Source organism: Candidatus Spongiisocius sp., assembly GCF_965221825.1.
In the GTDB taxonomy this organism is placed as follows: Bacteria; Actinomycetota; Acidimicrobiia; order Spongiisociales; family Spongiisociaceae; genus Spongiisocius.
In genome coordinates, this window is record NZ_OZ244917.1 from 1,012,502 (window position 1) to 1,034,925 (window position 22,424).

Below are 22,424 nucleotides of genomic sequence, written 5' to 3' on the forward strand. Positions count from 1 at the left end.
GGCGTTCCGCTTCCTCAACGTACCGCTGCGGGTACGCCTTCGTCAGCGGGCCTTGCGAGGAACACCGCCGGCCGGCGCATAACCCACCGCCGTTCCGCAGACAGACCACTAGATTCACCCTATGAACGTGCTGATCGCCACGGCCGGGGTGCTGCCGCCGGGGCCGGTCGCCGACTTCGTGGAGTTGCTGGCGGCTCCACCGGGGAAAGTCACCGTGATGAACGTGACCCAAGCGCCCGCCGAGTTCCTCGATGAGCTGGAGGACGACTCGTGGCAACCCTTCGACGCCCCGGCGAGCCGGAGCGACCCCGACCGCGCCACCCGGGAGGCCGACCGGTACATACAGGAGCGGGGCTCGAAGATCGTGGCCCCGGTGGTGGCGGCGCTCAAGCTTCGAGATGTCGTGACCGCGACGCTGTTCGTTGAGGCGGAGGACGTGGCGCAGGCCATTATCGACACGGCCGAGCGGATCGGCGCGGACGCCATCGTCATGGGCGCCACCCGACGCCTGTTCAACGAGATGTCCTGGACCAGCGTATCCATGACGGTGGTTGCACGGGCCAGCCTGCCGGTGCTGCTGATCCCCGAACCCGCCCAGCCGGACAACTAGGCGAACGGACTACGGCAGGACGGGCCGACCTGCCTAAGTCGTGTAGTCGGCGTTGATGCGCACGTAACCGTCGGTCAGGTCGCACCCGTACACGGTGAAGGCGCCCGTCCCCTGGGAGTCCGGACCGTCCCCCGGCACACCAAGGTCGACATGGATGAGCACCTCCGGAGACGCCAGGTACCGCTCCAGCTCCTCCAGCACGTCGGGAGTGATCGGCGCCGGATAGACCTCCGTCCCCCCGAAGCGGATAGTGATCCGATCCGCCAGGATGTCATCCTCGTAGCACTTCCCCACCGCCATCGCGACCCGGCCCCAGTTGGGATCACGGCCGTGGACCGCCGTCTTCACCAGAGGTGAGTTGACGATCGACTTGGCCACCCACTTGGCCTGGGCATCGTCCCTGGCGCCTTCCACCGTCACCACGATGAGAGTCTCGGCGCCCTCACCGTCGGCCGCCAGCTGCCTGGTCAGGTCCAGGCACACCTCGCCAAGGGCGGCCTCCAGCGCGGCCCGCTCCACCGGCCCGGCCCGGCCCGAGGCGAGCACGACCGCCATGTCGCTGGTGGAGGTGTCGGTGTCGATGCTCACGGCGTTGAAGGTGCGGTCCACCACCCGCCGGAACATGGCATCCAGGGCGGCCGGATCGGCGGCGGCGTCGGTGGTGATGACAGCCAGCATCGTCGCCATGTCGGGCTCGATCATCCCCACCCCCTTGGCGATACCCACCACCCGAGCCGGACCGGCGCGGGCGGTCGCGACCTTCGCGTGGGTGTCGGTGGTCATGATGGCCGTGGCCGCCGTGGTGGCCGAACCGGGCTCATCGAAGGAATCGTCACGGGCGGTTCCGAGGCGGGTCATGTAGGCGCGGATCCGGTCCATCGGATAGCGAACGCCGATCACGCCGGTGGAGGCGACGATCACCTCGCGAGTGTCGCAACCCACCACTCGGGCGGTCAGCCCGGCCACCTCCGCCGCGTTCTCATCCCCCACCGCTCCGGTGGCCACGTTGGCGTTCTTCGAAATGATCACCACCGAGCGCGCCCGACCATCGGCGACATGGGCTCGACTCAGAGTGACGCTCGGCCCGGAGAAACGGCTCTTGGTGAAGACCCCGGCGGCCGTCGTTCCCGGTGGGGCGGAGAGGATCATCACGTCCTCCGTCCGGTCCTTGATCCCGATGTTGCCGGTATGCAGCCCGAACCCGGGGGGAAACGCCACCTCCCCGACCACGATCCCCAGCGCGTTCCCGCCATGCGGGGTGCCCCGCATGGCGGCGGCCACAGGAGTATCGGATGGAGAAATGCCCATGAGGAACAAGAATGCTAGACGGCCGCGGCCCTGCCTTTGGGTTGGCCCGTCCGTGAGGATCGGGCAGCTCGGGCAGTTACTTCTTGAGGAAGTCTCGGAAAGCGCGTCGTCGCGACCGGAGCATCAAATGGACGTCCGATAGGGCGGTATTCCTGCCTGCTACAGGTTGGAGAGGCGGGCCAGCTCTCCCACCAGCCGGCCGTGGACGCCCGTAGCCACCGCGACGGGCAGCAGGCCCGCCACCACCTTGAAGCCGATCCTGATCCGGGGGCGTTCCAGAAGCCTCCGGAAGCCGGCATCCTTCGCCGCCAGCAGGTAGATCAGCGCCGATGGAACCATCACGCCGGCCAGGTAGAGGGCCAGCGGAAGAACGGCGGTGGAAGGCTCGGCCAGGCCTCTGGTCAGGACCGAACCCAACTCGGGACCCACGCATGGCACCCAGGTGGCGCCGGCGAAGGCTCCCACCAGGGCGGCGCCGCCCGCCCCGGCCCGGAACCGTCCTGCGGTCAGAGCCAGACCGGCGGCCAGGACCGCGGCCCCTCCCAGCCGGTGGTCGAGCATCAGGTTGACGCCTGCCAGCGGAAGCCAGGCCAGGAGTACGGTCGCCAGATAGAAGAGCCCCAGCACCTCGCCTCGCTCGCCTTGTTTCCGCAGGCCGAGGAGCAGTAGGGCGAGCAGCAGGATGGACCAGGAACACGGCAGGAGTCCGGAGCGGAACGCCTCGACCAGGAGACTCACGGGACTTCGGCCAGGAGCGCCACCACAGTGTCCTCCAGCGCCTTGTAGGCCCCCTCGCCGATGTGATCGAAGCGCACCCGGCCCAGATGGTCCAGCAGGTAGGTGCGGGGCCAGTAGGCGGGTGACCCCTGCCACTCCCGGAAGGTACGCCGATCGGTGTCCAGCACGACGGGCCAGCTGACCCCCAGCCGGTCCAGTGCCTCGACTATGGCGTCCACCTCCTTCTCGTAGGCGAACTCCGGGGAATGGATGCCGACGATCTCGAGGCCCTGATCCCGGTACGCGGCGTAGATGTCCTGCGTGTACGGGAGGCGGTTCTTGCAGTTGTAACAGCCGAAGGTCCAGAACTCCACGATCACCACCTTGCCCCGCAACTCCTCCAGCGAGGTGACGTCCGCCTGGAGCCAGCCGTCGATCCCCTTGAGAGGCGGGTGCGTCTCCCTGAGCACGGGGGGCGGATCGATCGGCGCGGTGGTCGCCGGCGCGGTCGAAGTCACGGAGGCCTCAGTGATAGGCGGAGCGGTCGTGGTAGCCCCTGCTGCCGTGGTCGTGCCGACCGAGGCCGGGGCGACGCTTGGAGGGGACGGATCGGTAAGGCCACCGGTCGCAACCGTTTCACGGTCGCCGGATACCAGCCGCGACACCCCGATCGCCCCGGCGAACAGTACGAGCATGACCGCTACCGCGATGGCCACGCGCCTGGGAGATCGAGGAGCTTCCATCAGCCGGGCGCGCCCGGCCCCGCCGTCGGCGCACCAGCTCGACTCGGTTGACCCATGGGATGCGGCAGCTGCAAGGCGCACTCCTCGAAGATGCGATCACGTTACCGGCTCCCGCCGGTTGTGCGGGACGGCCGCCGGACCGTGACGGGGATTAGGGAACGCGGAGTACGCGTGCCAATATCTGGCGCCATGCGACCCAATCCACTTCGTTCCAAATGGGCGGCGGGCCGGCCTGCGCTGGGTAGCTGGGTGTCGATTCCCAGCCAGCTGGTGGCAGAGGCTGTAGCCGCCAACGACCTCGATTATGTAGTCATCGACTGCCAGCACGGCTTCATCGGCTTCGACGATACGGTGCGGATGCTGGCGGCGCTGAGCACGGGAGAAGTCACCCCGATCGTGCGGGTGCCGGAACTGTCCACGGCCAACATCTCCCGCGTCCTCGACGCCGGGGCGATGGGAGTCATCATCCCGATGGTCAACTCGGCCGAGGAGGCGGCCGCGGCGGTGTCGTACACCCGCTTCCCTCCGGTGGGCGTCCGCAGCATCGGCGCCGGCCGGGCGTTGATCACAGAGGGCGCCGACTACTACGAGCGCGCCAACGAGGAAGTCGCCTGCATCCCGATGATCGAGACCATGGAAGCCATCGGCGACCTGGACAACATCCTCTCGGTTCCGGGAATCGATGTGGCATATGTCGGGCCCTCGGACCTCGCAGTTGCGATGGGATACAAGCCGGGCACCAGCGCCCAGCCGTTCCTCGACATGCTCGATCACGTCGTGGAAGCCTGTAACCGCCACGGCGTTCGCCCCGGCATCCAGGCTACGCCGGGCACGGCGGCGGACCGGGTGGCGCGCGGCTACCAGATGGTGACGATGGTGGTGGACCTGCCCGCTTTCCGAGCCGCCCTGGCCCGGGGCATCGCCGACGCCGCCTTCACCGACGAGCAACGTCCCCACCCGGCCCTGTACTAGCGCCCCAAGTCTCCGAAACCACACGAGAATCGCCGTCCGGCGAACCGGCAATCGGGGAGCCTCAGGCTCAGGACGCCATACGGTGCCCCGTCCCTGAGGATCAGAACACCGCTGGTGGTGCCCCGTCCCTGAAGTTCAGGGCTCCATATGTGGCGTCCTCTGCCCAAAGTTCGAGAACGCGAAAAACCGGTGCTCCGCACCGGGCCCTTCCCCCGCCACCACCTGTCCTTGGCTTGGGGCGTGTTCGGCCATGCCCGGGCTGGGGCCGGGTGACGGCGAGTTCGCCCATTTCGGAGCCTGTGAATGTTCCCTGCGGGCCAGACCGGTCCGATCGGTGAGACGCTTGCGGCTGGTGTAGGTGCTTGGCGATAGACAACGTATCGAATGCCTGTGACACATTCGAGTCCTCCGTTCCGACCTGCGCCGGCAATTCGGTGCTACCCGATGGGGACGCTGTTGGGGTGGCAGTGGCGGGAGGTTGCCCATGGGCATCGCACCGGGGAGAGCGAGATCTCGCGGACTTGAACGGGCTCGGGATCGGGACATTCGCCTTGCGTCATGAATCGGGGCTGGAGGAGCGACCCCCGGATTAAGCAGGCGACTCCAGCCCGAGAGCTCTCACCAGGAAGGCGGCCAGCTGGGCCCTACTCACCACCACATCCGGGCAGAACAGACCACCACCCGGATCGCAGCCCAGCGTGATACCCGCCTCCGCAAGACGATTGATAGCGTCCTCAAAGACAGACCCCTCGTCATCAACGAAGAAATCAGCCGACGCCGCCGGCAGCTCCAAAGCCCGGCTGAGGAAGGCAGCCGACTGGGCCCTACTCACCACCACATCCGGGCAGAACAGACCACCACCCGGATCGCAGCCCAGCGTGATACCCGCCTCCGCAAGACGATTGATAGCGTCCTCAAAGACAGACCCCTCGTCATCAACGAAGAAATCACCCGTCGCGGCCGGCAGCTCCAGAGCCCGGCTGAGAATGGCGGCTATCTGAGCCCTACTCACCGTCAGATCAGGGCAGAACAGATCACCGCCGTCCGCCACGCCGCATCCGTTCATGATCCCGGCTGCGACAATCCGCTCGATGCTGGTCCGGTGGGTGCTTCCCCGGATATCGATGAACACCTCAGGACCGGTCTGTGGAGCCGGGCCGCCGGCCACCCGTTGTTGAGGATCGTCGGCCACGGCATCGTGTCCCAGGACGGCTTCCAGGCCGGCGACCAGCCCGATCGTCGCCCAGCCGGGCTGCAGCGAATCGGAGCGGATACTGATCCCGTCCGGGTCGGCATCCCCGTCCCTCACCGTGTATCCGAACACCAACTCGGACGTGCCCGAGCCTGACTCGTAGAGGGCTATGCGGCGATCGTCGCCCACCCGGAGGTTCAGGGTCGGATTACCACCGTTGCGGAACACGACCACCGGGGAGTCGAACGTCACGGTAACCGTCACCGTCTCCCCAGCCTCGTATGCCGTCCCGTCGAGAGGCTCCGAAGTGATGCCCACTCCTGCGATGCGCGGGCGGATCGCCGAGATGGCGCGCCTTGCCACCTCGGCCGGCAACAGGCACGAGGGCAGGACCATGGCCACCTCGGGCTCGATTCCCCCAGTCACGCTCCGGGAGTGCGGGGTGAACCACCGCAGCGTCGTGATCTGGAGCACGCCGGCCGGCGTGCCCCCGGTTCGGAGGTTGTAGGAGGTCTGGCCGGTGCTCTTGCCGAAGGTTGTCCGGCCGACCACCGTGACGCGACCCTGGTCGCTGAGGGCGCCGATGACGATCTCCGAAGCCGAGGCGCTGCCGCCGTCCACCGCTATCACCATCGGCAGGAGGGTGGGATCGGGAGAGATCGACATTCCTCGCGCCCGGACCGTTTCCACCCTGTCCCGGCTCAACAGATGCACGATCACTGACACGTCCGGCAAGAAGGAGCCGGCCGTACCCACCGCCGAGTCGATGTACCCGCCAGGATTCCCGCGCAGGTCGAGTACGAGGCCACTGATTGGTGGATCCATCAGATCGCCGAGCACCTCGGCCACCGCGCGGTCCGCCGTGGTACTGAAAACGTCGAGGGCCAGATAGCCGATGTTGCCATCCACGACCATTCCCCTGGCCACCGGTATGGCCAGCCTCGCCGCCGTGATCGTCCCCGTCAGGATGGCGTCCCGCCATACCGTGATCGACACCTCCTCGCCTACGTCGAACCGGTCCAGGCGGGACACATCCGCACAACCGAGTTCGGAAGGGAACCTATCCCCCAGCTCCAGGAGCTCGTCACCCACCATCAGGCCGGCCTTCTCCGCCGGGCTCCCTGCATAGACCTCGGACACCACCGGCCGGCAGGTGGCTGACACCGTGAAGCAGGGCCGGCCGTTTTCCAGCAGGCCGAATGCCACGCCCAGACCTACGGTCCCCTGGTTCTCGAGGCGCGTCTGGAACTGCCTGTATTGCGCGGCCGTCAGGTAGCGGGAGTTGCTATCGAGCGACCCGGCCATCCCCCGAACCGCCTCTTTGACCGCCGCCTCGGTGTCCTGTGCCTGGTCGATCGCCTCGCATACCTCCTCGAATCCGGGCGAGGGGATCGGACATACCGGTGGTTCCCCATCGGTCCGCTGGGCAAGGTCGGCGTCCCTCACCCGTTCGGCCGCCGCCGAGGCGAGCTCCTCTTCGTCCACCGCGTCCACGTAGTTGACGGTGATCAGGTCATATACCGCGCACAGCAACCCGAAGGGCGCCGTCGCCTCCTCACAAGTCACCCGGCCGGGCGGGAAGTCCTCCGCTTCGTTCGCGCCATCGGTCTGGGCGGTCCGCCGCAGCACCTCCTCTGGCTCCGATGCGGCAACCGGTTCGGGGACGAGCGAGGACAGGATGGTCACGGCGGCGATCAGGGCCGCGACCCGGACAGGATTGCGAAGCATGCCCGGCCCGGCACCCTTCCCCGATATCCTGGCCGGCTTCACCGCCGATGGTGCCGGGTCGACATACTCAGACGATAGTCCCCGGCAGGGGGATATCCGGCGCCCGAGTCGAGCAGTAGACCTTCCACGGACGGCGGGAAGTTCGGGACGGATCCGGCACTCCCTGACGCCGTTAACCTCTCGCCGATGAAGTCGGACCTTCCTTCGGCAACGGTCGAGCGCCTGCCGCGCTACCTGAGATGCATCGAGCGGCTACCCGAGTCGCAGCTGACCATCTCCTCCCGCGAGCTGGCCCGTCTCAGCAACCTGACCGCGGCCGGGGTCCGGCGGGACATCTCCTATCTCGGGACGTTCGGGATCCGCGGCGTCGGGTACCAGGTCACGGAACTCAACGACCAGATCCGCCATGCCCTCGGCCTGACCGCCGACCGGCCGGTGGCCGTGGTGGGCATCGGCAACCTGGGCTCGGCGCTGGCCAACTACACCGGTTTCGGCAACCGGGGCTTCCGCATCGTGGGGCTCTACGACGCCGCTCCCACCAAGATCGGGACCTGCCTGGGCGGGGTCGAGGTTCGCGACATCTCCCGGTTACCCGACGATGCCCGGACCACGCACATCTCGGTCGGGATCATCGCCACCCCGGCAGGGGCGGCTCAGCAGGTGGCGACCATGCTGGTCGAGGCCGGGGTGCGCTCCATCCTGAACTTCGCCCCCACCCTCCTCCGGGTACCCGATGACATCCATCTCAGACAGGTGGACCTCGCCACCGAACTCCAGATCCTCGGCTACTACATGACCTGAACCGGGGACGCCCTTCTATTCGCGTTCCTGGTCGCGTTCGTAGCGGTGGAGCGCCACCATGAACATGGCGAAGAGGATGGCCGAGGCGGCCGCGAAGGCTCCGGGAATGATCCGGATCTCGAAGGCGTTCAGCCCTTCGAAGTCAACCGGGCGAGGACCGCGGGGCGCGTAGAGGACGAACAGGATCGAATTGATCGTCGTCCAGCCGAAGATGCCGGCGCCCGACACCAGGATGGCGAGACGCTTGCCCAGGTTGGTGTACTGCAGCAGGTAGACGCTCCCGAAGAACACCAGCACCGCCGCGATGGTGAGCACGATCCCGGTGAACAACAGGTTCTGAGAGAGCAGCGCCCGGAAGAGCTCGCGCATTTCAGCCCGCCTCCCCCAGGTACTCGGCGCCGTCCAGGGTTGCCCCCCTCAGGTACCGGACGATGAGATCGAGGTCCTCGGCCGACAGGACCATGCCGAAGCCGGGCATCCGGCCCGAACCCACACCGTTGACACCGTATCCCTCACCGGAGGTCGACCCTCCCGCGATGAACTCGTACATGTCTTCAGCGGTCAGGAATTGGGTAAGCGCGCGGCCACCCCTCAGCGACGGTCCCAGCGCCCCGGAGGCCTGGGGCTGCTGGAAGGCGGGACCGGCCGAGTATCCGGCGGTGTGGCATCGGGCACAGTAGGCGTTGTAGAGGTTCACCGCCCGATCCGCCGCGGCGGTGTCCCCGCCGAAGGAGGCGTCGGCCACGGCTTGGACATCCACCTCCCAGCGCGCCCGGCGGGCCGCGTCCTCCAGGAAGCCGAGACCGAACCGGGCCTGGTCACCGAGGACCGCCTGGTTCTGGAAGGTGATGGTCAGGGACGTCGCGCCCGACTCGAGGTCACCTACGGATGTGGCCGCCGAGGTGGCGTCGCCGATCCCGATCAGGGTCTCGGCGTTGCGAGGATCGAGCGTGGCCGCCGTGGCCAGGTACCCGGCTGCCTGCGCCTCGGCGAAGATGGCGGTCAGACCGGTCTCGGTGACATCGGACAGGCCGTCCCCGTCGGTGTCGATACCGTCCGCCGCACCGTCCAGCAGGTAGCGGGCTCGCTCGGCAATGTCGGCGAGAGCGGCCGATGAGGTTCCGGAGGTGCGGATGGTCTCGATCAGCTCTTCCTGCTCCGCGATCTGGCCACCCACCACATCGGCGGCGCCATCCCGCCGGCTCAAGGCTCCCGCCACCAGACCCTCCACCTTGAGCAGAGCGTCCGTCTGGCCCACCTGATGCGACTCGATGTAGTTGAGAAGGTCCTCGATCTGCTGGCTGTTGAGCGGGCCGCCGCCATCGAGACCCCAGGGCGGCATCGGCGTGTTGGCCCGGCCGTAGGTGATCCAGAACCCGGCCTCGTCCCGGTCGTACCGGAAGAACAGATCGTCCAGGGCAGGCGTAGCCCAGCCGGCCACGTTGACCTGCGACCGCTCCTCCAGGAAGGAGGCAACCCCACCCCCCAGGTTGGGGCCGTGGCAGTCGCCGCAGCCGAACTCAAGCCACACCTCGTGGCCCCGGACCAGGGAAGCCTCGTGGAACTCGTCCACGAATCCCTCCTGGCGGTCCAGCTCGCCGAGGTAGTAGATGGGCATGGCGAGGGTCAGGAACCCGGCGGTCACCACCGCCCCCACCAGGGCCCGATCGAGGCGCCTGGTCTCCAACTCGTCGTCGGTCTGGGAGACGGACAGGTTGGCGGGCACCGGATCCTGGCGGTCGCGACGCGAACCTGATCCCACCAGGTAGGCGAACCAGGCGATCGCCCCGAGCGCAACAATCGTGACTACGAGAGTTGACACCGGCTATACCTCGGTGGGGGCATTCAGGGCGATGCAGGAAGGGCCCTGGGGGTATTGCACGGTCTTGGCTATAGCCCGGGCCGATTGGATGATCGTGCCGGTCTTGACGATGAGACGGCCGTTCTGGTCCTCGACCGCGAACCGGTCCAGGTTGCGGGGGGCGGGGCCTGCCTCGTACTCCCCCACGTAGTTGTACTTCGAGCCGTGGCAGGGGCATTCGAAGCCCTGGGAAGCGTCGCACCAGGGCACGCGGCAACCGAGGTGCACGCAGCGCTGGAAGAGGGCGGTCAATCCACCGGCCACCACCCCCGAGCCTTCGAACTGGGATCGGGAGATGTCCGACTCGGCGAACGGCACGATGTAGGCGCGTGCCTCGGGCACGAACTTGGGCAGGATGGAGCCGTCGTTGAGCACCACTTCGGTCTGAAGGTCGGCGATGGCGCCGACGTCGATGTCGGACCCGAAGCCGCCCGACAGGCGAGGCCAGAGGAAGGCCAGGTAGGAGATCCCGTTCAGGCCCACGAAGGCGCCGAAGGTGGCCCCGAGCGCCCTGGTGAAGAACTGGCGCCGGTTGACACCGGCCTCCTGCGGCGAGAGCTCCTCCACCCTCATCACCTCGACCGCCTGCATGGCCGCAACCGGCTCCTCGAATCCTTCCTCGTCCTCCTCCTCGGCGGTCGCGGCCTCCGTCGCCTCCACTTCCGCGGCGGGGTCGGTAACGGCCTCGGCGGGCCGGACCACCATCGGGGCGGCCAGGGCCGACCGGTCCGCCTTGCGGGTCTCGCGCGACAGGCCGGATCTCCACGACCGGGCGGTCCGGCCGGGCGATTCGCTGCGGCGGTAGGCGATGACGAAAGCGCCCAGCACTCCCACCAGCACGATGGCGGAGAGGGCGACGATCAGGAGCTGGACCGTGGTCATTCGAAGTGCACCCAGTCCTTGAGGTCGTCGAACCAGATCCCGTCGGCCCATGGATACGTGAAGTTGAAGCCGGGGCCCCTGAACAGGGTCCCCAGCAACGTCAAGGTGGCCGAGCCGGTCAGGAACAGCGTGAACAGCATGATGGCGAACTTACGGTCGGACGGCTTGGTGGAGGGGTTGCGGTCCACGTAGGGAATCGCCATGAAGCCCAGCAGTCCGGTGATGGTCGGGATGATCACACCGGCGACCTGGGGGTCGTAATAGGACAGCAGCTCCTGCAGGCCCAGGAAGTACCAGGGCGCCTTGGAGGGGTTGGGCGTAGCGTTGAAGTTGGCCAGTTCCAGCAGCGGCGCCTGGAGTATCACCGACAGGACGATCAGCACCGCCGTAATCACCATCAAGGCGGAGAACTCGGCGATCATCAGGTGGGGCCAGGTGTTGACCTTGTCGGTCGGCGTCGCCTTGACCTGCTGGATGGCCTTGGCCTTGACGACGGTGAGGAGGCGCTGGGGCCGGACCCCTTCCGGAACCTCTTCTGGCGGCGCCACCGGACGGAGGGTGACCTGGGTCGCTCCGCCACCGTTGTCTGATGCCGGCGGCGCGGAGGCCGGCGCCACCTCCGGGGTCTCGGTCGCGACCGCTGCCGCTGCCTCGGGAACCGGTGCGGACACCTCGGGCTCGGGTGGCGCCGGGGGCTCGGGAGCGGCTGCCTCGCTGACCGGCGCCGGCGGTGGCGGAGCGGGGGCCGGGGGCGGTGCGGCCGCTGGAGCGGGCGGGGGCTCGGGAGCGGGCGGCGGGGAGGCAGGAGCAGCGGGCGGAGCCGCCGGGGGGGACGGCGCCTCGCCGCGCATCTCGGCGAGGACCTGTTCGACCGGGACGCCCAGCGCCTTGGCCTTCGCCTCGGCCGAGCGCCGGAGCAGATGCTCTGGTATCTGAGCCATCGGCGCCTCAGCAGTCCTTACCGGGCGAGCCCGCGGTGGGGCTCACGCCCGGTACGAGGATCGACAATCCCGCCGCGAGCGGGTATCCATCCATGAAAACCCGGGTCGGCGAGTAACGGACCACGACAACAGTCATCGAGCCCACCCTTACAGCGGTCCCGATATGCCGCCGTCCTTGCGCACCCTCCAGAAGTGCACGGCCATGAAGATGACTATCACGAACGGTAGGAAGAGGACATGCAACACGTAGAAGCGCAGCAACGTGTTGCCGGTCACTTCGATACCTCCCAACAGCGCGAACTTCACCTGGTTGCCGAACAAAGGAGTGAAGCCCGCCATGTTGGTTCCCACCGTCACCGCCCATAGCGCCAGCTGGTCCCACGGCAGCAGGTAACCGGTGAAGGAGAGCAGCAGCGTGAGGAGCAGCAGGACCACCCCGACCACCCAGTTGAACTCCCTGGGCGGCTTGTAGGCGCCGTGATAGAAGACGCGGGACATGTGGAGGAACACGGTCAGCACCATGAGGTGCGCGCCCCAGCGGTGCAGGTTCCGCACCAGGGAGCCGAAGGCGACCGACGTGGACAGAGCCTCGACATCTATGTATGCGGCCGGGGCGGTGGGCCGGTAGTAGAACATCAGGAAGATGCCGGTAATGGTCAGCAGGATGAAGAGGAAGAAGCTCAGCCCGCCCAGGCACAAGGTGTACGAGAGGCGCACCGCATGCCGCTTCACCTTGACGGGATGGAGATGGTAGAGGACGTTGTTCATGATCACGTAGGACCGGTTGCGGGGGCTGTCGCTGTAGCCCCGCTTGAAGGGCGATCCGGGACGGAACATCGACTCCCAGAAGGGGCTCGCCCGGAAGGCGTCGGCCGCCTCCCCGACCCGCTCCCTGACCTTCAGACCTCTGCCGTTCATCCGCTTTGCCTCCGCTCTACCAACGCATCCCGTAGGTGTACCCGTTCTTGAAGTCGCGAGCGCCGGTGTCGAGATCCCACGGGGCACGCTCCACCAGACCGGCGTTCATGGCCGTGTCCGTGACGGAACCCTCGAACTTGCCGATGGAGATGACGTTGGTGGGACAGCGATCGATGCAGAGCAGGCAACGGGTGCACTCATACTCGTCGACCACGAAGAAGCCCAGATTGTCGGAGCTATCGGCCGGGTGATCGACGTCGTAGGCCTCGTCGATGGCATCCAGCGAAAGGTAGTGGATGCACTTCCAGGGGCAGATGTCGACGCATCCCTCGCAGAGGATGCACTCGGACTGGTTGATATGGAGAAACTGCTTGGGGCGCACCTGTGACTGGACGTAGTCGGTCTCGACCATGACCAACTGGTAGTCGTCACGGAAGGGCGGGGTCTCGAACCAGACCTCTTTGGCCATCTACTCGGCTCCCTTGACCAGCGGGCGTCCGTAGGGTGAGACCGCATCGGCAGTTCGTGCTTGCGGCATCGGCCCGCCGAAGCTCTGTATCCAGCGGGCGAACAGGATGATAAAGGTCAGCGCCCCCATGTTGTAGTTGATGGAGACGAAGTCCTTGATGGCACCCCAGCTGATGCCGACGTTGTTCCCGAGTACGAGAGGCGCCCAGATGGTGAATGCCTCGTTCTGCTCGGTCCAGTTGAGAGGTCCCTGGGCCAGGTTGAGCCATTCGGACGCCACGTTGCCCAGCAGGATCACCAGCTCCATCATGGCGAGGAACGCTGCCAGCGCGGCCAGCGACCAGGTCATCCTGCGTCCGAGAATCACGGCGACAGCGACGCCCAGCAGCATCAGCTGGCTCCCGCCGAACGCCACCAGGTGGCCAAGCGCGAACCAGGGCAGGCACCAGTCGCCCCCCGAGATCATGCAGTCCCGGGGCACCCACCCGAAGTAGTCGACCCGGACCTCGAGGTCCACCGGGGTCTGCGGCAGACCGGGGTTGACGACCGGGGTAGCGGCCACGGTACGAGCCTGCCGGTTGTACGTGACCGAGTCACCGGCTGCCAGGCCGGCGGCGTCCGCCGTGGCGATGGTGACCGTCTCCACGGATGGGAAGTTGGCGTAGTGGTTGAACCAGATACCCAGTACCAGGGTGACGAGACCCACAATGAACAGCCCCCAACCGGCAAGCGCACGCTGCGTGCCACTCATCTGCCGGAGCATCCGTTGCACCATCTCGGTAGTTCGCCTCCGTATCGTCTCGACCGCGGCCGGCCCGATACCGCTTCCCACTCACCTCTGATTCGCCGGATGGCGCGGCAACGTGTTCTGCCGTTCAGGCCGCCCCATTGTGGCAGAAAGGCGGGCTCTCCCTAAACCAGGAGGCTACAACCGGAGCGGGACTCGCGGCGCCGTGACCATGCGCCAGGACGCATCGAGCGAGGGCGCGACCATACCCCCTCCACACAGCGTTTAACCTATGCGGGTTAGGCAGAGATGCGGTCGCGAAGGGTATCGGGTTGACACAGGACGACTCCAGCACGGACCAGGGCTCGCTCGACCGCTTCCGGTCGGATCGCCGGGAGCGGGCGGCGTCGGGTCTCATGGCCGTAGCGTGCCTCCTGCTCCTGGCCGGCGCCGCACTGCTGGTGCTGATGCTCATCAAGCTGGCGATCCCCACCCTCTTCGCCGACAGCGAGTTCCTGGCGTACGGGCGCCTCCGGCCCGCCGCCATGCTGATGCTGGTCTACGGGTTCGGTGGAACACTCACCCAGGCCATGGCCTATTACCTGACCCCCCGCCTGGTCGGCGCCCGGATGCCGTACGAGCGGACGGCCCTGCTCGGGGGCCTCGGCTATGCCGGCCTGGTGACTCTCGGCGTGCTGGTGGTGCTGTTCCGCGGCCCGTCGGGACCCGAGCTGGCCGAGTTCCCCCCGCTCATCGATTGGCCGGTCGCCGCGCTGCTGCTCCTCCCCGCCTTCATGGTCAGCTCGATGGTCCGGCGCCGCACCGAACAAGGGGCCTTCGTCTCCGTCCTCTACGTCATGGGCGCCGTCTGGTGGTACCCGGCCCTGCACATCACGGGCAGCATCCCCGGACTCGTCGGTGTCGGCCCGTTCCTGCAGACCGGCCTCGTGGCCGGCGGGATGCTCTGGCTGGCCTTCCCTGCGGCCGCACTGGGAGGCGCCTACTACGTGCTGGTGAAGGAGAGCGGTCGGCCATTGTTCTCGGGACCCCTCGCCCGTGCCGGATTCTGGACGCTGGCGGGCACCGCCCTTCTGGCCACGCCGACCAGGTTCCTCGGCGGTCCCGCCCCGGACTGGACGGAGACCGTGGCGGCCGCCGCCGCGATGGGGCTGGTGATCGCCGCTCTGGCGGTGCTGACCAACCTCGGCCAGACCCTGTCGGGAGACTGGGAGACGGCCCGCCGGAACCTGGTGATCCGGTACCTGATGGTCGGAGCGACGGCCTACGCCGTGGTCACGGTCCTGACCGGCCTGTCCGGCTTCCGGTCCGTCGCCGCCGTGGTGGGCCTGACCACATGGCACGAAGGCTTGATGATCGGCTCGGCTCTGGTGGCCGTACCCACCCTCGGGATTGCTTTCGTATTCCACGTCTTCCCGCGGATCACGGGAAGAGACCTCGCCGACGAGGAGACGGCCGGACGGGGCCTCCGCCTGCTGACCTGGGGCGGCGGCATCACGGCCGCGGCGTTCCTGATCGCCGGGCTGGTGTCGGGGATCACGTGGAACTGGGCCAGCGCCTCGGGCTCGCGGCTCAACGCGGGGGCGGGATTCTCCGAGACCTTCGCCGAGATGGACCTGATGTTCACGGTGGGAGCCCTGGCTTCGGTGGTCGCACTGGTCGGGATCGCCCTGATGGTGTGGGCGGCCGTGGGAACCTACGTGTCCGGTACGGCCCGTCCGGTCGAGATGTTGGTGCCGGTGGAGCCGCGAGACGATGAGTGACCTGCTCGCTGCCGCGGTGACGGCGCTGGGGGCGCCCGAACACCTGGTCGAGCGATCGGCCCAAGCGCGCGCCGAGGCCGACGGGACCACCTACGAGTCAGTGCTGGCGGCATGGGGCGGAGGCGTTCCGCTTCCCGCGCAGTCCGCCACTCCTGAACCCCAGGCGCCGCAGGCTACGTCCGCACCCCCCGCGACCCCGCCGGCCCCCGCTGCCGCGCCCGCGCCCACAGCCGTGGCGGTCGCTCCGGCGCCTGCATCCCCGTCACCGGCGCCCCGGCCTGCCGCGCCCGCGCTCAGCAAGGCCACGCCCAGGCTGGCAGGCGTGGGGCTGCACCCGTTGCTGACCTGGATCCTGATGGCAGGCCTGTTCGTGATCGGGCTGGTAATCACGCTGATCGGCCCCTACAACACCGGAGGCGACTTCCGGCATGTGGTTCCCGACGCCCCGCTGTCCGCCCTCGGCGAGCACGGCCGGGCGGTCTACTCGAATCAGGGGTGCGGCTACTGCCACACGCAGATGGTGCGACCCGTTCTCGCCGACGTCGGGCTCGGACCCGTAACCGAGAGCTGGGCCGACTCGCTCGACACCGCGACCTTCGGGGTACAGCGGATCGGCCCCGACCTGGCCCATGTGGGTAGCCGGACTCCTCACGGGGGCGATGAGGGGACCGTGACCGCGGACGATCTCATGATCCTCCTGTCAACCCCCGGGAACGTGTTCACGTCCGGGAACCATCCTTCGTACGCGCATCTCTCCGAACATGACCTCACCGCCCTCGCCACCTACCTGTCGGAGCTGAGGTAGCCGTGGCGCCCCAGGCCGGCTTCCGGGAAACAGCGCTATGAGCGAGCTGCTCGCCGCCGCGGCCGCCCGGCTCGGGAGCCCCGAGCATCTGGTGGAGCGATCAGCCATCGCCCGCGCCGAAGCCGATGGCGTCAGCCCGGAGGAGGTGCTGGCCGCGTGGGCGGGGGGAACGGCGCCTCCGTCAGGCGCCGCGGCGCCGGCTGCCCCCTCCCCGCCCGGCGCTGCGCCGCCACCACCTGCCGCTCCGGCCCCTCCGGCCGCGCCAGAGGCTCCCGAGCCGGTCGGCGCTGCGGCGGCGCCCGCTCCCGAGATCGCGGCCGCCACGGTCGGAAGCCCTGCAGCGCCCGAGCGGGTGACCCTCGCCCAGGCCCACCGGTTCGAGGCGGTGATCACCGGCGCCACCGCCGGCCTCACCGAGCGGGTGGGCGCCTCGCTACCCCGCTGGCTGACCGTGCTGTTCTTCGCCGTTCCGCTCATCGGCCTCACCTACCTGATCGCCTTCGCCGGCGGCCCCAACTGCGGCCCCGGCGGTCAACTCTCCGTAGATCGTCTCACCGGCGTGGTCGAGAACTGCGACGGCTCCGTCTACGAGGCGGGCGGCGCGGCCGGCGGTGTGGACGTCCGGGCGCTGGTCGGCGAGGGAAGCACCCTGTACGCGGCGCCCTCGAGCTGCAGCTCGTGCCACGGAGCGAGCGGTGAGGGCGGCTCCGGCCCGGCGCTGGCGGGCTCGGTCCTCGACACGTTCGCGATGTGCACCGACCACATCGAGTGGGTCTCTCTCGGTACCGACGGCTACCTGACCGCGGGCCGGAACACCTACGGTGACCTGGGCACCGCGGTGGGCTCGGGCGGGGTCATGCCCTCCTTCAGCGACACGCTGACGCCCGAGGAGATCGCCACCGTGGTGTTCTACGAACGGGTCGTGCTGGGCGGCCAGGACGTTGAGGAGGCGGTGTTCGACTGCGGATTCGCAGAACCCGTCGAACCGTGAGGTCCGGAACCGCAATCGCAATACTGATCCTGCTGGCCCTGATCGGGGTGGCCGGAATCGTGTTCGCTGTCCAGTTACTGAGCCTGTAGCGGTCAATCCCCGGACGGGTCGGGGGAGATCGCGACCGACGAATCCACGGCCAGGGTGAAGTGGTCGTCCGCCCGCCCGCCCCGCACAGCCAGCGCCATCAGCCCGGCCGAATCGATATGGAGGAGCGGACGCCCCTCACCCACATCCGCAAACGTGCCCTCCCACGGCACCCGGTAGCTCATCAGGCCCACCCGTACCATCACCAGCTCACCCTCAGCAATGCCGGCCTGCTCCAGGTCCTCGGGCGTGATGTTGGTCTGGACGTTGCCGTAGGTGTCCACCCACCACGCCCGACCCTCCACCCGTCCGTCGTCCGTCACTTCGGACAGGGGGAGGAGGAGCGGCGTAAGAACCTGCGGATCCAACCGCGGCCCCATCTCGTGCGGGCGGGCTTCTCCGGCCGCGAGCACGGCCGCCGCCGGGGCGAACCGGTCCCTCCCTTCGAACGTACGGCCCCGTGACGGGAGCATCACGTCCGGGTTCTCGATGGCGTAGGCCTCCGTCACTCCCCCCAGGAAGGCTGCTGCCGGGGAGAGGAGCCCGTTGTCGGGACCTACGAAAAGGCCCCGGCCGGTCTCGAGAACCACCGCCTTGCGGTCGCTACCAACACCGGGATCCACCACCGCCAGCACCACACCGGCCGGCATGTACTGGATGGCCCGCAGCAGGGTGAGAGCGCCGGCCCGGATGTCGCCGGGCGGGATCCGGTGGTTCAGATCGATCACGCGGCACCTTGGAGCCAACGTCGCGATCACCCCGTGCACCACCCCGACGTACTCGTCCTCCCGGCCGAAGTCGGACAGGAAGGTAATCGGAAGCGGGAAGCTCGGGGGCACGCCGGCCCGAGCCTAGGAGGGTACCGAAAAATGTCCAGTCGGCCCGACAGCCGGCAACGAAACCCCAGGTGGAGGCGGCGCTGGCCAACCCTCCCCGGCTTTCTTGCACCCGTCCGGGCCTCCGGCACGCCCTGGCTCAACCGGCGCAGAGAAGTCCGCCCGGCGCCTCGTGGCAGTCTCCGGGGCACGTTTAGCATGGCGCCATGGGTGATCCGGTGCTCGGCGACTCCGAACTGCTCTCCTCCGCCGAGGGGGTGGTGATGATCATCGGGGCGCCCGACTCGGGGAAGACGACCCTGGCCCGCATGCTGGTCGACACCGCCCTCCAGGGGGGACGGACCGTCGCCTACATCGACAGCGACCTAGCCTGCACCACCGTGGGCCCGCCGACATGCGTGGGCCTGAAGTGGCTCCGCTCGCCCGCCGACGTGAAGGACTTCACCCGGGCTGACGACCTGCGCTTCGTGGGCAGCATCAGGCCGGATCGGTTCATCCTCCAGCAGGTGGCCGGAGTCGCCTCGCTGGTGGAGACCGTCCGGGCGGAGGCGGATCTGATCGTCATCGACACCAGCGGGGCCGTGGCCGGGGTGGTGGGCCAGCGGCTCAAGTATCACAAGGCCGAGTTGGTCCGTCCCGACACCGTATGGGCCGTGCAGAGGGGCGGCGAGTTGGAACCGCTGGTAGGCCTACTGCGGCGGTTCCTCTCCGCCAACGTGGTCACCGTGCCCGCCAGCCGGGCCGGCCTTCCGATGAGCCCCGAGGAGCGTATGGACATGCGCGCCGCCCGGTTCGCCGCAGCATTCCCGGCGCCCCTCCAGCGCTGGCGCGTTCTGCCCACCGTATTCGCACCCAGCCTCCCGGCCGGCTTCGACCTGGTCCGGCTGCACCGGATGATCGTCGGGGTCCACGACCGGCAAGGGCGGTGCTTGGGCCTGGGAATGCTCGAGTACGAGGACGTGCTGCGGGTCATCACGTCCGGGAACCAGGGCATGGCCGGACTGCAGATCGGGTCGGTCCGCATCGACCCCGAGACGTTCCGCACCACCTCGGTCCGCCTCGACGAGCTGATGTTCGGCCTCGGTTAGCCGATCCCGCCCGGTAGGATGCGTGCAAGGCGAAAGCCCGAGGAACCTTTACCGAATTCCACCGCACTTCCCCTGACGGATTCGCTCGGCGCCAGCACCTCGGGCCTTCTGAACAGAACCTTACGCCCTGCCGTCCGGCGGATCAACCCATCTGTTGAATTGTCGTAACATCCTCATTATATCCTAAGAAGTGGACCGATCCGCCTCCGACCAGGCCTTTTCCACACAATCCCCAGGAGTTGCTCACAGGGCATGTTAAAAAAAGGCCATCCCGGAAATTTTCGCGCTCTCCGGCTCCGGATTCCCGCGGTCGCAGCCCGGACTCAGCGCCCGAATCCCGTCCTGACCAGGGTTCGGAACGTGAGGTCCACCAGTTCGTAGATCTCGGCGAAGATGTACTGGAGGGCCTCCTCATCGGCGCGCTCGGCCTCGATCCGGCCCCGCAGGTATATCCCGCCGCCGTGATCGATGGCGAAGTGGACGCGCCATGCCCGATGGTTGCGGACCAGCAGCAACCGGTATACCTCCTCCAGACGTTTGCGGGGCGAAGGGAGGACGTACGCCTCGAACCCGACCGTGCGGTCGCCCGGCTCGACCCACACCGTGGTGAAGTCACGCGTCTGCTGAGCCATCCGCACCGCCCACCGGCCTTCCACGAGTTCGGTGGCCACCGCGTCCGATCCGGGATCCTCCACCCAGGACCGGAAAACGGCGCCGAGCCGTTCGGTGAGCTCAGTGCGTCCCATCGGCAATCCCCATGTAGAGCTCCAGGAGCCGGTCGGTGGCCGTCTCCCACCCGAAGCGACGACCGGCATTCAGGGCGCCCCGGATCAACTCGTCGCGGTAGGCAGACCCGTCCAGGATTCTCAGCAGGGCCTTGGCGTAGTCGGGCGGTTCCCACCCATCCACCAGGAACCCCGACACTCCATCCTCGACCACGTACCGCAGTCCGCCCACGTTGGCGGCCACCACCGGCAGGCCCACCCCCTGCGCTTCGGCTGCAACCAGCCCGAAGGACTCGCTCCTCGAAGGCACGATGAGCACATCTGCGGACTGGTAGTAGGTCGGAAGGCGGTGATGGGGCTGGACGCCGCACCAGATCAGCTTCCCGTCCAGTCCCAGGCGCGCGGCGAGTTGCCGGATCTCGAGCTCCTCCTCGACGCCGCAGGGGCCGCTCGGCCCTCCCACCACCATCATCCGAGCATCCGGAAGGTGGTCGCGCAACAGTCCGAAGGCCGCCACCGCCACGTCCAGTCCCTTCAGCGCCTGGATACGACCCACGAAGAGCACGGTGGGCGCGTCATCGAGTCCCAGCCGCCTCCTGGCCTCCCGGCGATCACCCGGCCTGAACAAGGCCAGATCGATGCCGGGCGGATTCACGCACACCCGGCTGGGATCGGCGCCGTACTGCTCGATCAGCTCCAGCGCCTCGTGTTCGGTGGAAGCGATCACGCAGTCCGACCGGGCGATCACCTCCCGCTCGGCGGCGATGCGAGACAACGGTTCGCTGGGCTGGCCCGGACGGCGGGTGGCGTCCTTTACCCGGCCCAGCGTGTGGAACGAATTGGCCAGCGGCAGGCCGGTGACCTGCTTGACGGAGAGACCCGTCCAACCCGACAGCCAGTAATGGCTGTGGAGGATGTCGGTCTTCCGGCCGCCGCTACCGGGAGAGAGGACGGACTCGGTGACCTTCCTGGCGAACTCGCCCACCCAATCGCCGAGCCGCGGGATCGGTAGCGGCGCCATCGGCCCGGCCTCGACATGGACCACCTCGTACCCGGCCGGCGTGCCCATCACCGTCGCCCGGCTCGGATCGGTCCGCCGGGTGAAGACGGTCACCTCGATCCCCCGCCTGGCGAGGGAGGCGGCCAGCTCATCGATGTATACGTTCATGCCGCCGGCGTCGCCCACACCAGGCCGATCCAGGGGAGACGTATGCATCGAGAGGAACGCCACCTTGCGGATCATGCGGCGCCCTCCACGACGAGCAGCCGGCGCGCCCGGGCCCCCATGCGAAACTTGTACGGCTCCGAACCCTTGAGAAAGTCGAACACCTTCCCGCCCTCCGCGATGGTGGCAGCGACCAACTCGGTGAGGAGCACCACGCCGGGAGACACGTTACGGAGGTCGGGGTCGTAGGCGGAGTTGTACAGATAATAGCCGTCGGCGTCCGAGTAGCCGATCACCACCGCTGCCGGAAGGTCGTTGCCCCCGTACAAGGCATCCAGGCGCCAACCATCACCGCGCAGGAGGTCCGTGAACATGTCCTCCATCGGATCGGTCATGAACCGGCCCTTGCGTCCTGCCGAGCGGCGATGCAGCCGGAAAAATTCGTCCAGGACCGGGCCCGGCCTGTCGAAGGTCTCCAAGCGCAACCCGCCCATCTCCCCGACGAACCTGCGCCGCTTGCGGCGGGCCTCGTGACGCTGCTTCTTGCCGATGGCGGTCAGGTACTCGTCGAACGAACCCGGGAGGTCCACCACGGCGGTCTCGGCGTGCCGGGCCTTGCGATAGCTGAAACCGACCCGGTCCAGCGCTTCGGTGATGACGTCGGCGGCGCCGGACGGAAGCGAATCGAATCGGAAGGTACGGGGCCGGTCGAGCGTGCGGAAATGCTCGACCAGCAGGTCGACCGCGTCGCCGAGCGGTGATCGGTAGTCGACCAGGTCCTCATGGCCCAGAAGCCCGAGATGGTCACCGTCCTCGACCAGGGCTACCTCGCCTCGTTCGTCCGACAGGATGAGAGGCGTCTGGCCCGGCGAGGCGGTGTGCCGCCACACGGTGGAGAGAAAATGCCTGGTGGCGAACGGACCCACCCGCCCCGCCGCCGTGCGATGCCCGCAGGTCCTCTTGTCGAACATCAACGGCTACCCGGGTCGAGCCGGAGGCCGCCCAGCAGGGTGGAGTGGATCATCACGGCGCTCCGAGTCGGGCTCATACGAGGCCCGGGACCGGGACATGTCGGCCC

Annotated in this window: 23 protein-coding genes; 7 read left to right on the top strand and 16 right to left on the bottom strand. The window is 68.0% G+C overall.

Annotated features, from left to right (window positions below):
- Window positions 1-121 precede the first annotated feature (121 nt).
- Window positions 122-610, top strand: coding sequence for a universal stress protein (locus ACOQPD_RS04675; RefSeq protein WP_420613745.1), 489 nt, complete (start codon window positions 122-124; stop codon window positions 608-610).
- 33 nt (window positions 611-643) lie between these two features.
- On the opposite strand, the gene argJ is transcribed toward ACOQPD_RS04675, so the two are convergent.
- The 3 genes from argJ to ACOQPD_RS04690 form a co-directional block, all read right to left on the bottom strand.
- Window positions 644-1,840: a bifunctional glutamate N-acetyltransferase/amino-acid acetyltransferase ArgJ gene (gene argJ, locus ACOQPD_RS04680; RefSeq protein ID WP_420614347.1), complete on the bottom strand. Its 1,197-nt coding sequence runs from the start codon at window positions 1,838-1,840 to the stop codon at window positions 644-646.
- 237 nt (window positions 1,841-2,077) lie between these two features.
- Window positions 2,078-2,656 carry a hypothetical protein gene (locus tag ACOQPD_RS04685; RefSeq protein WP_420613746.1) on the bottom strand — a complete coding sequence of 193 codons (579 nt, stop codon included), beginning with the start codon at window positions 2,654-2,656 and terminating at the stop codon, window positions 2,078-2,080.
- Window positions 2,653-3,153 (bottom strand): redoxin domain-containing protein, encoded by a 501-nt coding sequence (locus ACOQPD_RS04690; protein ID WP_420613747.1) that lies wholly within the window; start codon window positions 3,151-3,153, stop codon window positions 2,653-2,655. The genes ACOQPD_RS04685 and ACOQPD_RS04690 overlap by 4 nt, the downstream gene beginning before the upstream one ends.
- Window positions 3,154-3,567: 414 nt before the next feature.
- Between ACOQPD_RS04690 and ACOQPD_RS04695 the strand changes: the two genes are divergently transcribed.
- Window positions 3,568-4,350: an HpcH/HpaI aldolase family protein gene (locus tag ACOQPD_RS04695; protein WP_420613748.1), complete on the top strand. Its 783-nt coding sequence runs from the start codon at window positions 3,568-3,570 to the stop codon at window positions 4,348-4,350.
- A gap of 589 nt (window positions 4,351-4,939) precedes the next feature.
- Here ACOQPD_RS04695 and ACOQPD_RS04700 read toward each other — a convergent pair.
- Complete coding sequence (locus tag ACOQPD_RS04700; protein ID WP_420613749.1) at window positions 4,940-7,270, bottom strand: S41 family peptidase; 2,331 nt, start codon at window positions 7,268-7,270, stop codon at window positions 4,940-4,942.
- Between the two features lie 186 nt (window positions 7,271-7,456).
- Between ACOQPD_RS04700 and ACOQPD_RS04705 the strand changes: the two genes are divergently transcribed.
- Window positions 7,457-8,071, top strand: a complete 615-nt coding sequence (locus ACOQPD_RS04705; RefSeq protein ID WP_420613750.1) for a redox-sensing transcriptional repressor Rex — start codon at window positions 7,457-7,459, stop codon at window positions 8,069-8,071.
- A gap of 15 nt (window positions 8,072-8,086) precedes the next feature.
- Here ACOQPD_RS04705 and ACOQPD_RS04710 read toward each other — a convergent pair whose 3' ends face one another.
- The 8 genes from ACOQPD_RS04710 to ACOQPD_RS04745 are packed head-to-tail and all read right to left on the bottom strand — an operon-like array spanning window position 8,087 to window position 13,892.
- Complete coding sequence (locus ACOQPD_RS04710) at window positions 8,087-8,440, bottom strand: sugar transferase (protein WP_420613751.1); 354 nt, start codon at window positions 8,438-8,440, stop codon at window positions 8,087-8,089.
- A gap of 1 nt (window position 8,441) precedes the next feature.
- A complete protein-coding gene (locus ACOQPD_RS04715; protein ID WP_420613752.1) occupies window positions 8,442-9,893 on the bottom strand; it encodes a cytochrome c in 1,452 nt (483 codons plus the stop codon).
- A 3-nt stretch (window positions 9,894-9,896) separates the two neighbouring features.
- Window positions 9,897-10,814, bottom strand: coding sequence for a ubiquinol-cytochrome c reductase iron-sulfur subunit (locus ACOQPD_RS04720; RefSeq protein ID WP_420613753.1), 918 nt, complete (start codon window positions 10,812-10,814; stop codon window positions 9,897-9,899).
- Entirely contained in the window at window positions 10,811-11,755 is a 945-nt protein-coding gene (locus ACOQPD_RS04725) for a hypothetical protein (RefSeq protein WP_420613754.1), read from the bottom strand. The genes ACOQPD_RS04720 and ACOQPD_RS04725 overlap by 4 nt, the downstream gene beginning before the upstream one ends.
- Before the next feature lie 7 nt (window positions 11,756-11,762).
- Window positions 11,763-11,891, bottom strand: a complete 129-nt coding sequence (locus ACOQPD_RS04730; protein ID WP_420613755.1) for a hypothetical protein — start codon at window positions 11,889-11,891, stop codon at window positions 11,763-11,765.
- An 11-nt stretch (window positions 11,892-11,902) separates the two neighbouring features.
- Entirely contained in the window at window positions 11,903-12,673 is a 771-nt protein-coding gene (gene extP / locus ACOQPD_RS04735) for a selenite/tellurite reduction operon b-type cytochrome ExtP (RefSeq protein ID WP_420613756.1), read from the bottom strand.
- A 16-nt stretch (window positions 12,674-12,689) separates the two neighbouring features.
- Window positions 12,690-13,142: an NADH-quinone oxidoreductase subunit I gene (locus ACOQPD_RS04740; RefSeq protein WP_420613757.1), complete on the bottom strand. Its 453-nt coding sequence runs from the start codon at window positions 13,140-13,142 to the stop codon at window positions 12,690-12,692.
- Window positions 13,143-13,892 (bottom strand): hypothetical protein, encoded by a 750-nt coding sequence (locus ACOQPD_RS04745; protein ID WP_420613758.1) that lies wholly within the window; start codon window positions 13,890-13,892, stop codon window positions 13,143-13,145.
- A gap of 308 nt (window positions 13,893-14,200) precedes the next feature.
- Between ACOQPD_RS04745 and ACOQPD_RS04750 the strand changes: the two genes are divergently transcribed.
- From ACOQPD_RS04750 to ACOQPD_RS04760, 3 genes are read left to right on the top strand one after another with little or no spacing between them, the layout of a single operon-like run.
- On the top strand, window positions 14,201-15,649 hold the full coding sequence (locus ACOQPD_RS04750) for a cbb3-type cytochrome c oxidase subunit I (RefSeq protein WP_420613759.1): 1,449 nt from the start codon (window positions 14,201-14,203) through the stop codon (window positions 15,647-15,649).
- Window positions 15,642-16,454, top strand: a complete 813-nt coding sequence (locus ACOQPD_RS04755; protein ID WP_420613760.1) for a cbb3-type cytochrome c oxidase subunit II — start codon at window positions 15,642-15,644, stop codon at window positions 16,452-16,454. Before ACOQPD_RS04750 ends, ACOQPD_RS04755 begins: the two co-directional genes overlap by 8 nt.
- A 37-nt stretch (window positions 16,455-16,491) precedes the next feature.
- A complete protein-coding gene (locus ACOQPD_RS04760) occupies window positions 16,492-17,445 on the top strand; it encodes a c-type cytochrome (protein WP_420613761.1) in 954 nt (317 codons plus the stop codon).
- A 92-nt stretch (window positions 17,446-17,537) separates the two neighbouring features.
- Here ACOQPD_RS04760 and ACOQPD_RS04765 read toward each other — a convergent pair whose 3' ends face one another.
- A complete protein-coding gene (locus ACOQPD_RS04765; protein WP_420613762.1) occupies window positions 17,538-18,371 on the bottom strand; it encodes an SAM hydrolase/SAM-dependent halogenase family protein in 834 nt (277 codons plus the stop codon).
- 203 nt (window positions 18,372-18,574) lie between these two features.
- Here ACOQPD_RS04765 and ACOQPD_RS04770 point away from each other — a divergent pair, with 203 nt between their 5' ends.
- Entirely contained in the window at window positions 18,575-19,456 is an 882-nt protein-coding gene (locus tag ACOQPD_RS04770) for a Clp1/GlmU family protein (protein WP_420613763.1), read from the top strand.
- Between the two features lie 323 nt (window positions 19,457-19,779).
- Here ACOQPD_RS04770 and ACOQPD_RS04775 read toward each other — a convergent pair whose 3' ends face one another.
- From ACOQPD_RS04775 to ACOQPD_RS04785, 3 genes are read right to left on the bottom strand one after another with little or no spacing between them, the layout of a single operon-like run.
- Window positions 19,780-20,202 (bottom strand): YbjN domain-containing protein, encoded by a 423-nt coding sequence (locus ACOQPD_RS04775; protein ID WP_420613764.1) that lies wholly within the window; start codon window positions 20,200-20,202, stop codon window positions 19,780-19,782.
- Entirely contained in the window at window positions 20,189-21,424 is a 1,236-nt protein-coding gene (locus ACOQPD_RS04780; RefSeq protein ID WP_420613765.1) for a glycosyltransferase, read from the bottom strand. Before ACOQPD_RS04780 ends, ACOQPD_RS04775 begins: the two co-directional genes overlap by 14 nt.
- Window positions 21,421-22,317, bottom strand: a complete 897-nt coding sequence (locus ACOQPD_RS04785; RefSeq protein ID WP_420613766.1) for a GNAT family N-acetyltransferase — start codon at window positions 22,315-22,317, stop codon at window positions 21,421-21,423. Before ACOQPD_RS04785 ends, ACOQPD_RS04780 begins: the two co-directional genes overlap by 4 nt.
- Between the last annotated feature and the right edge of the window lie 107 nt (window positions 22,318-22,424).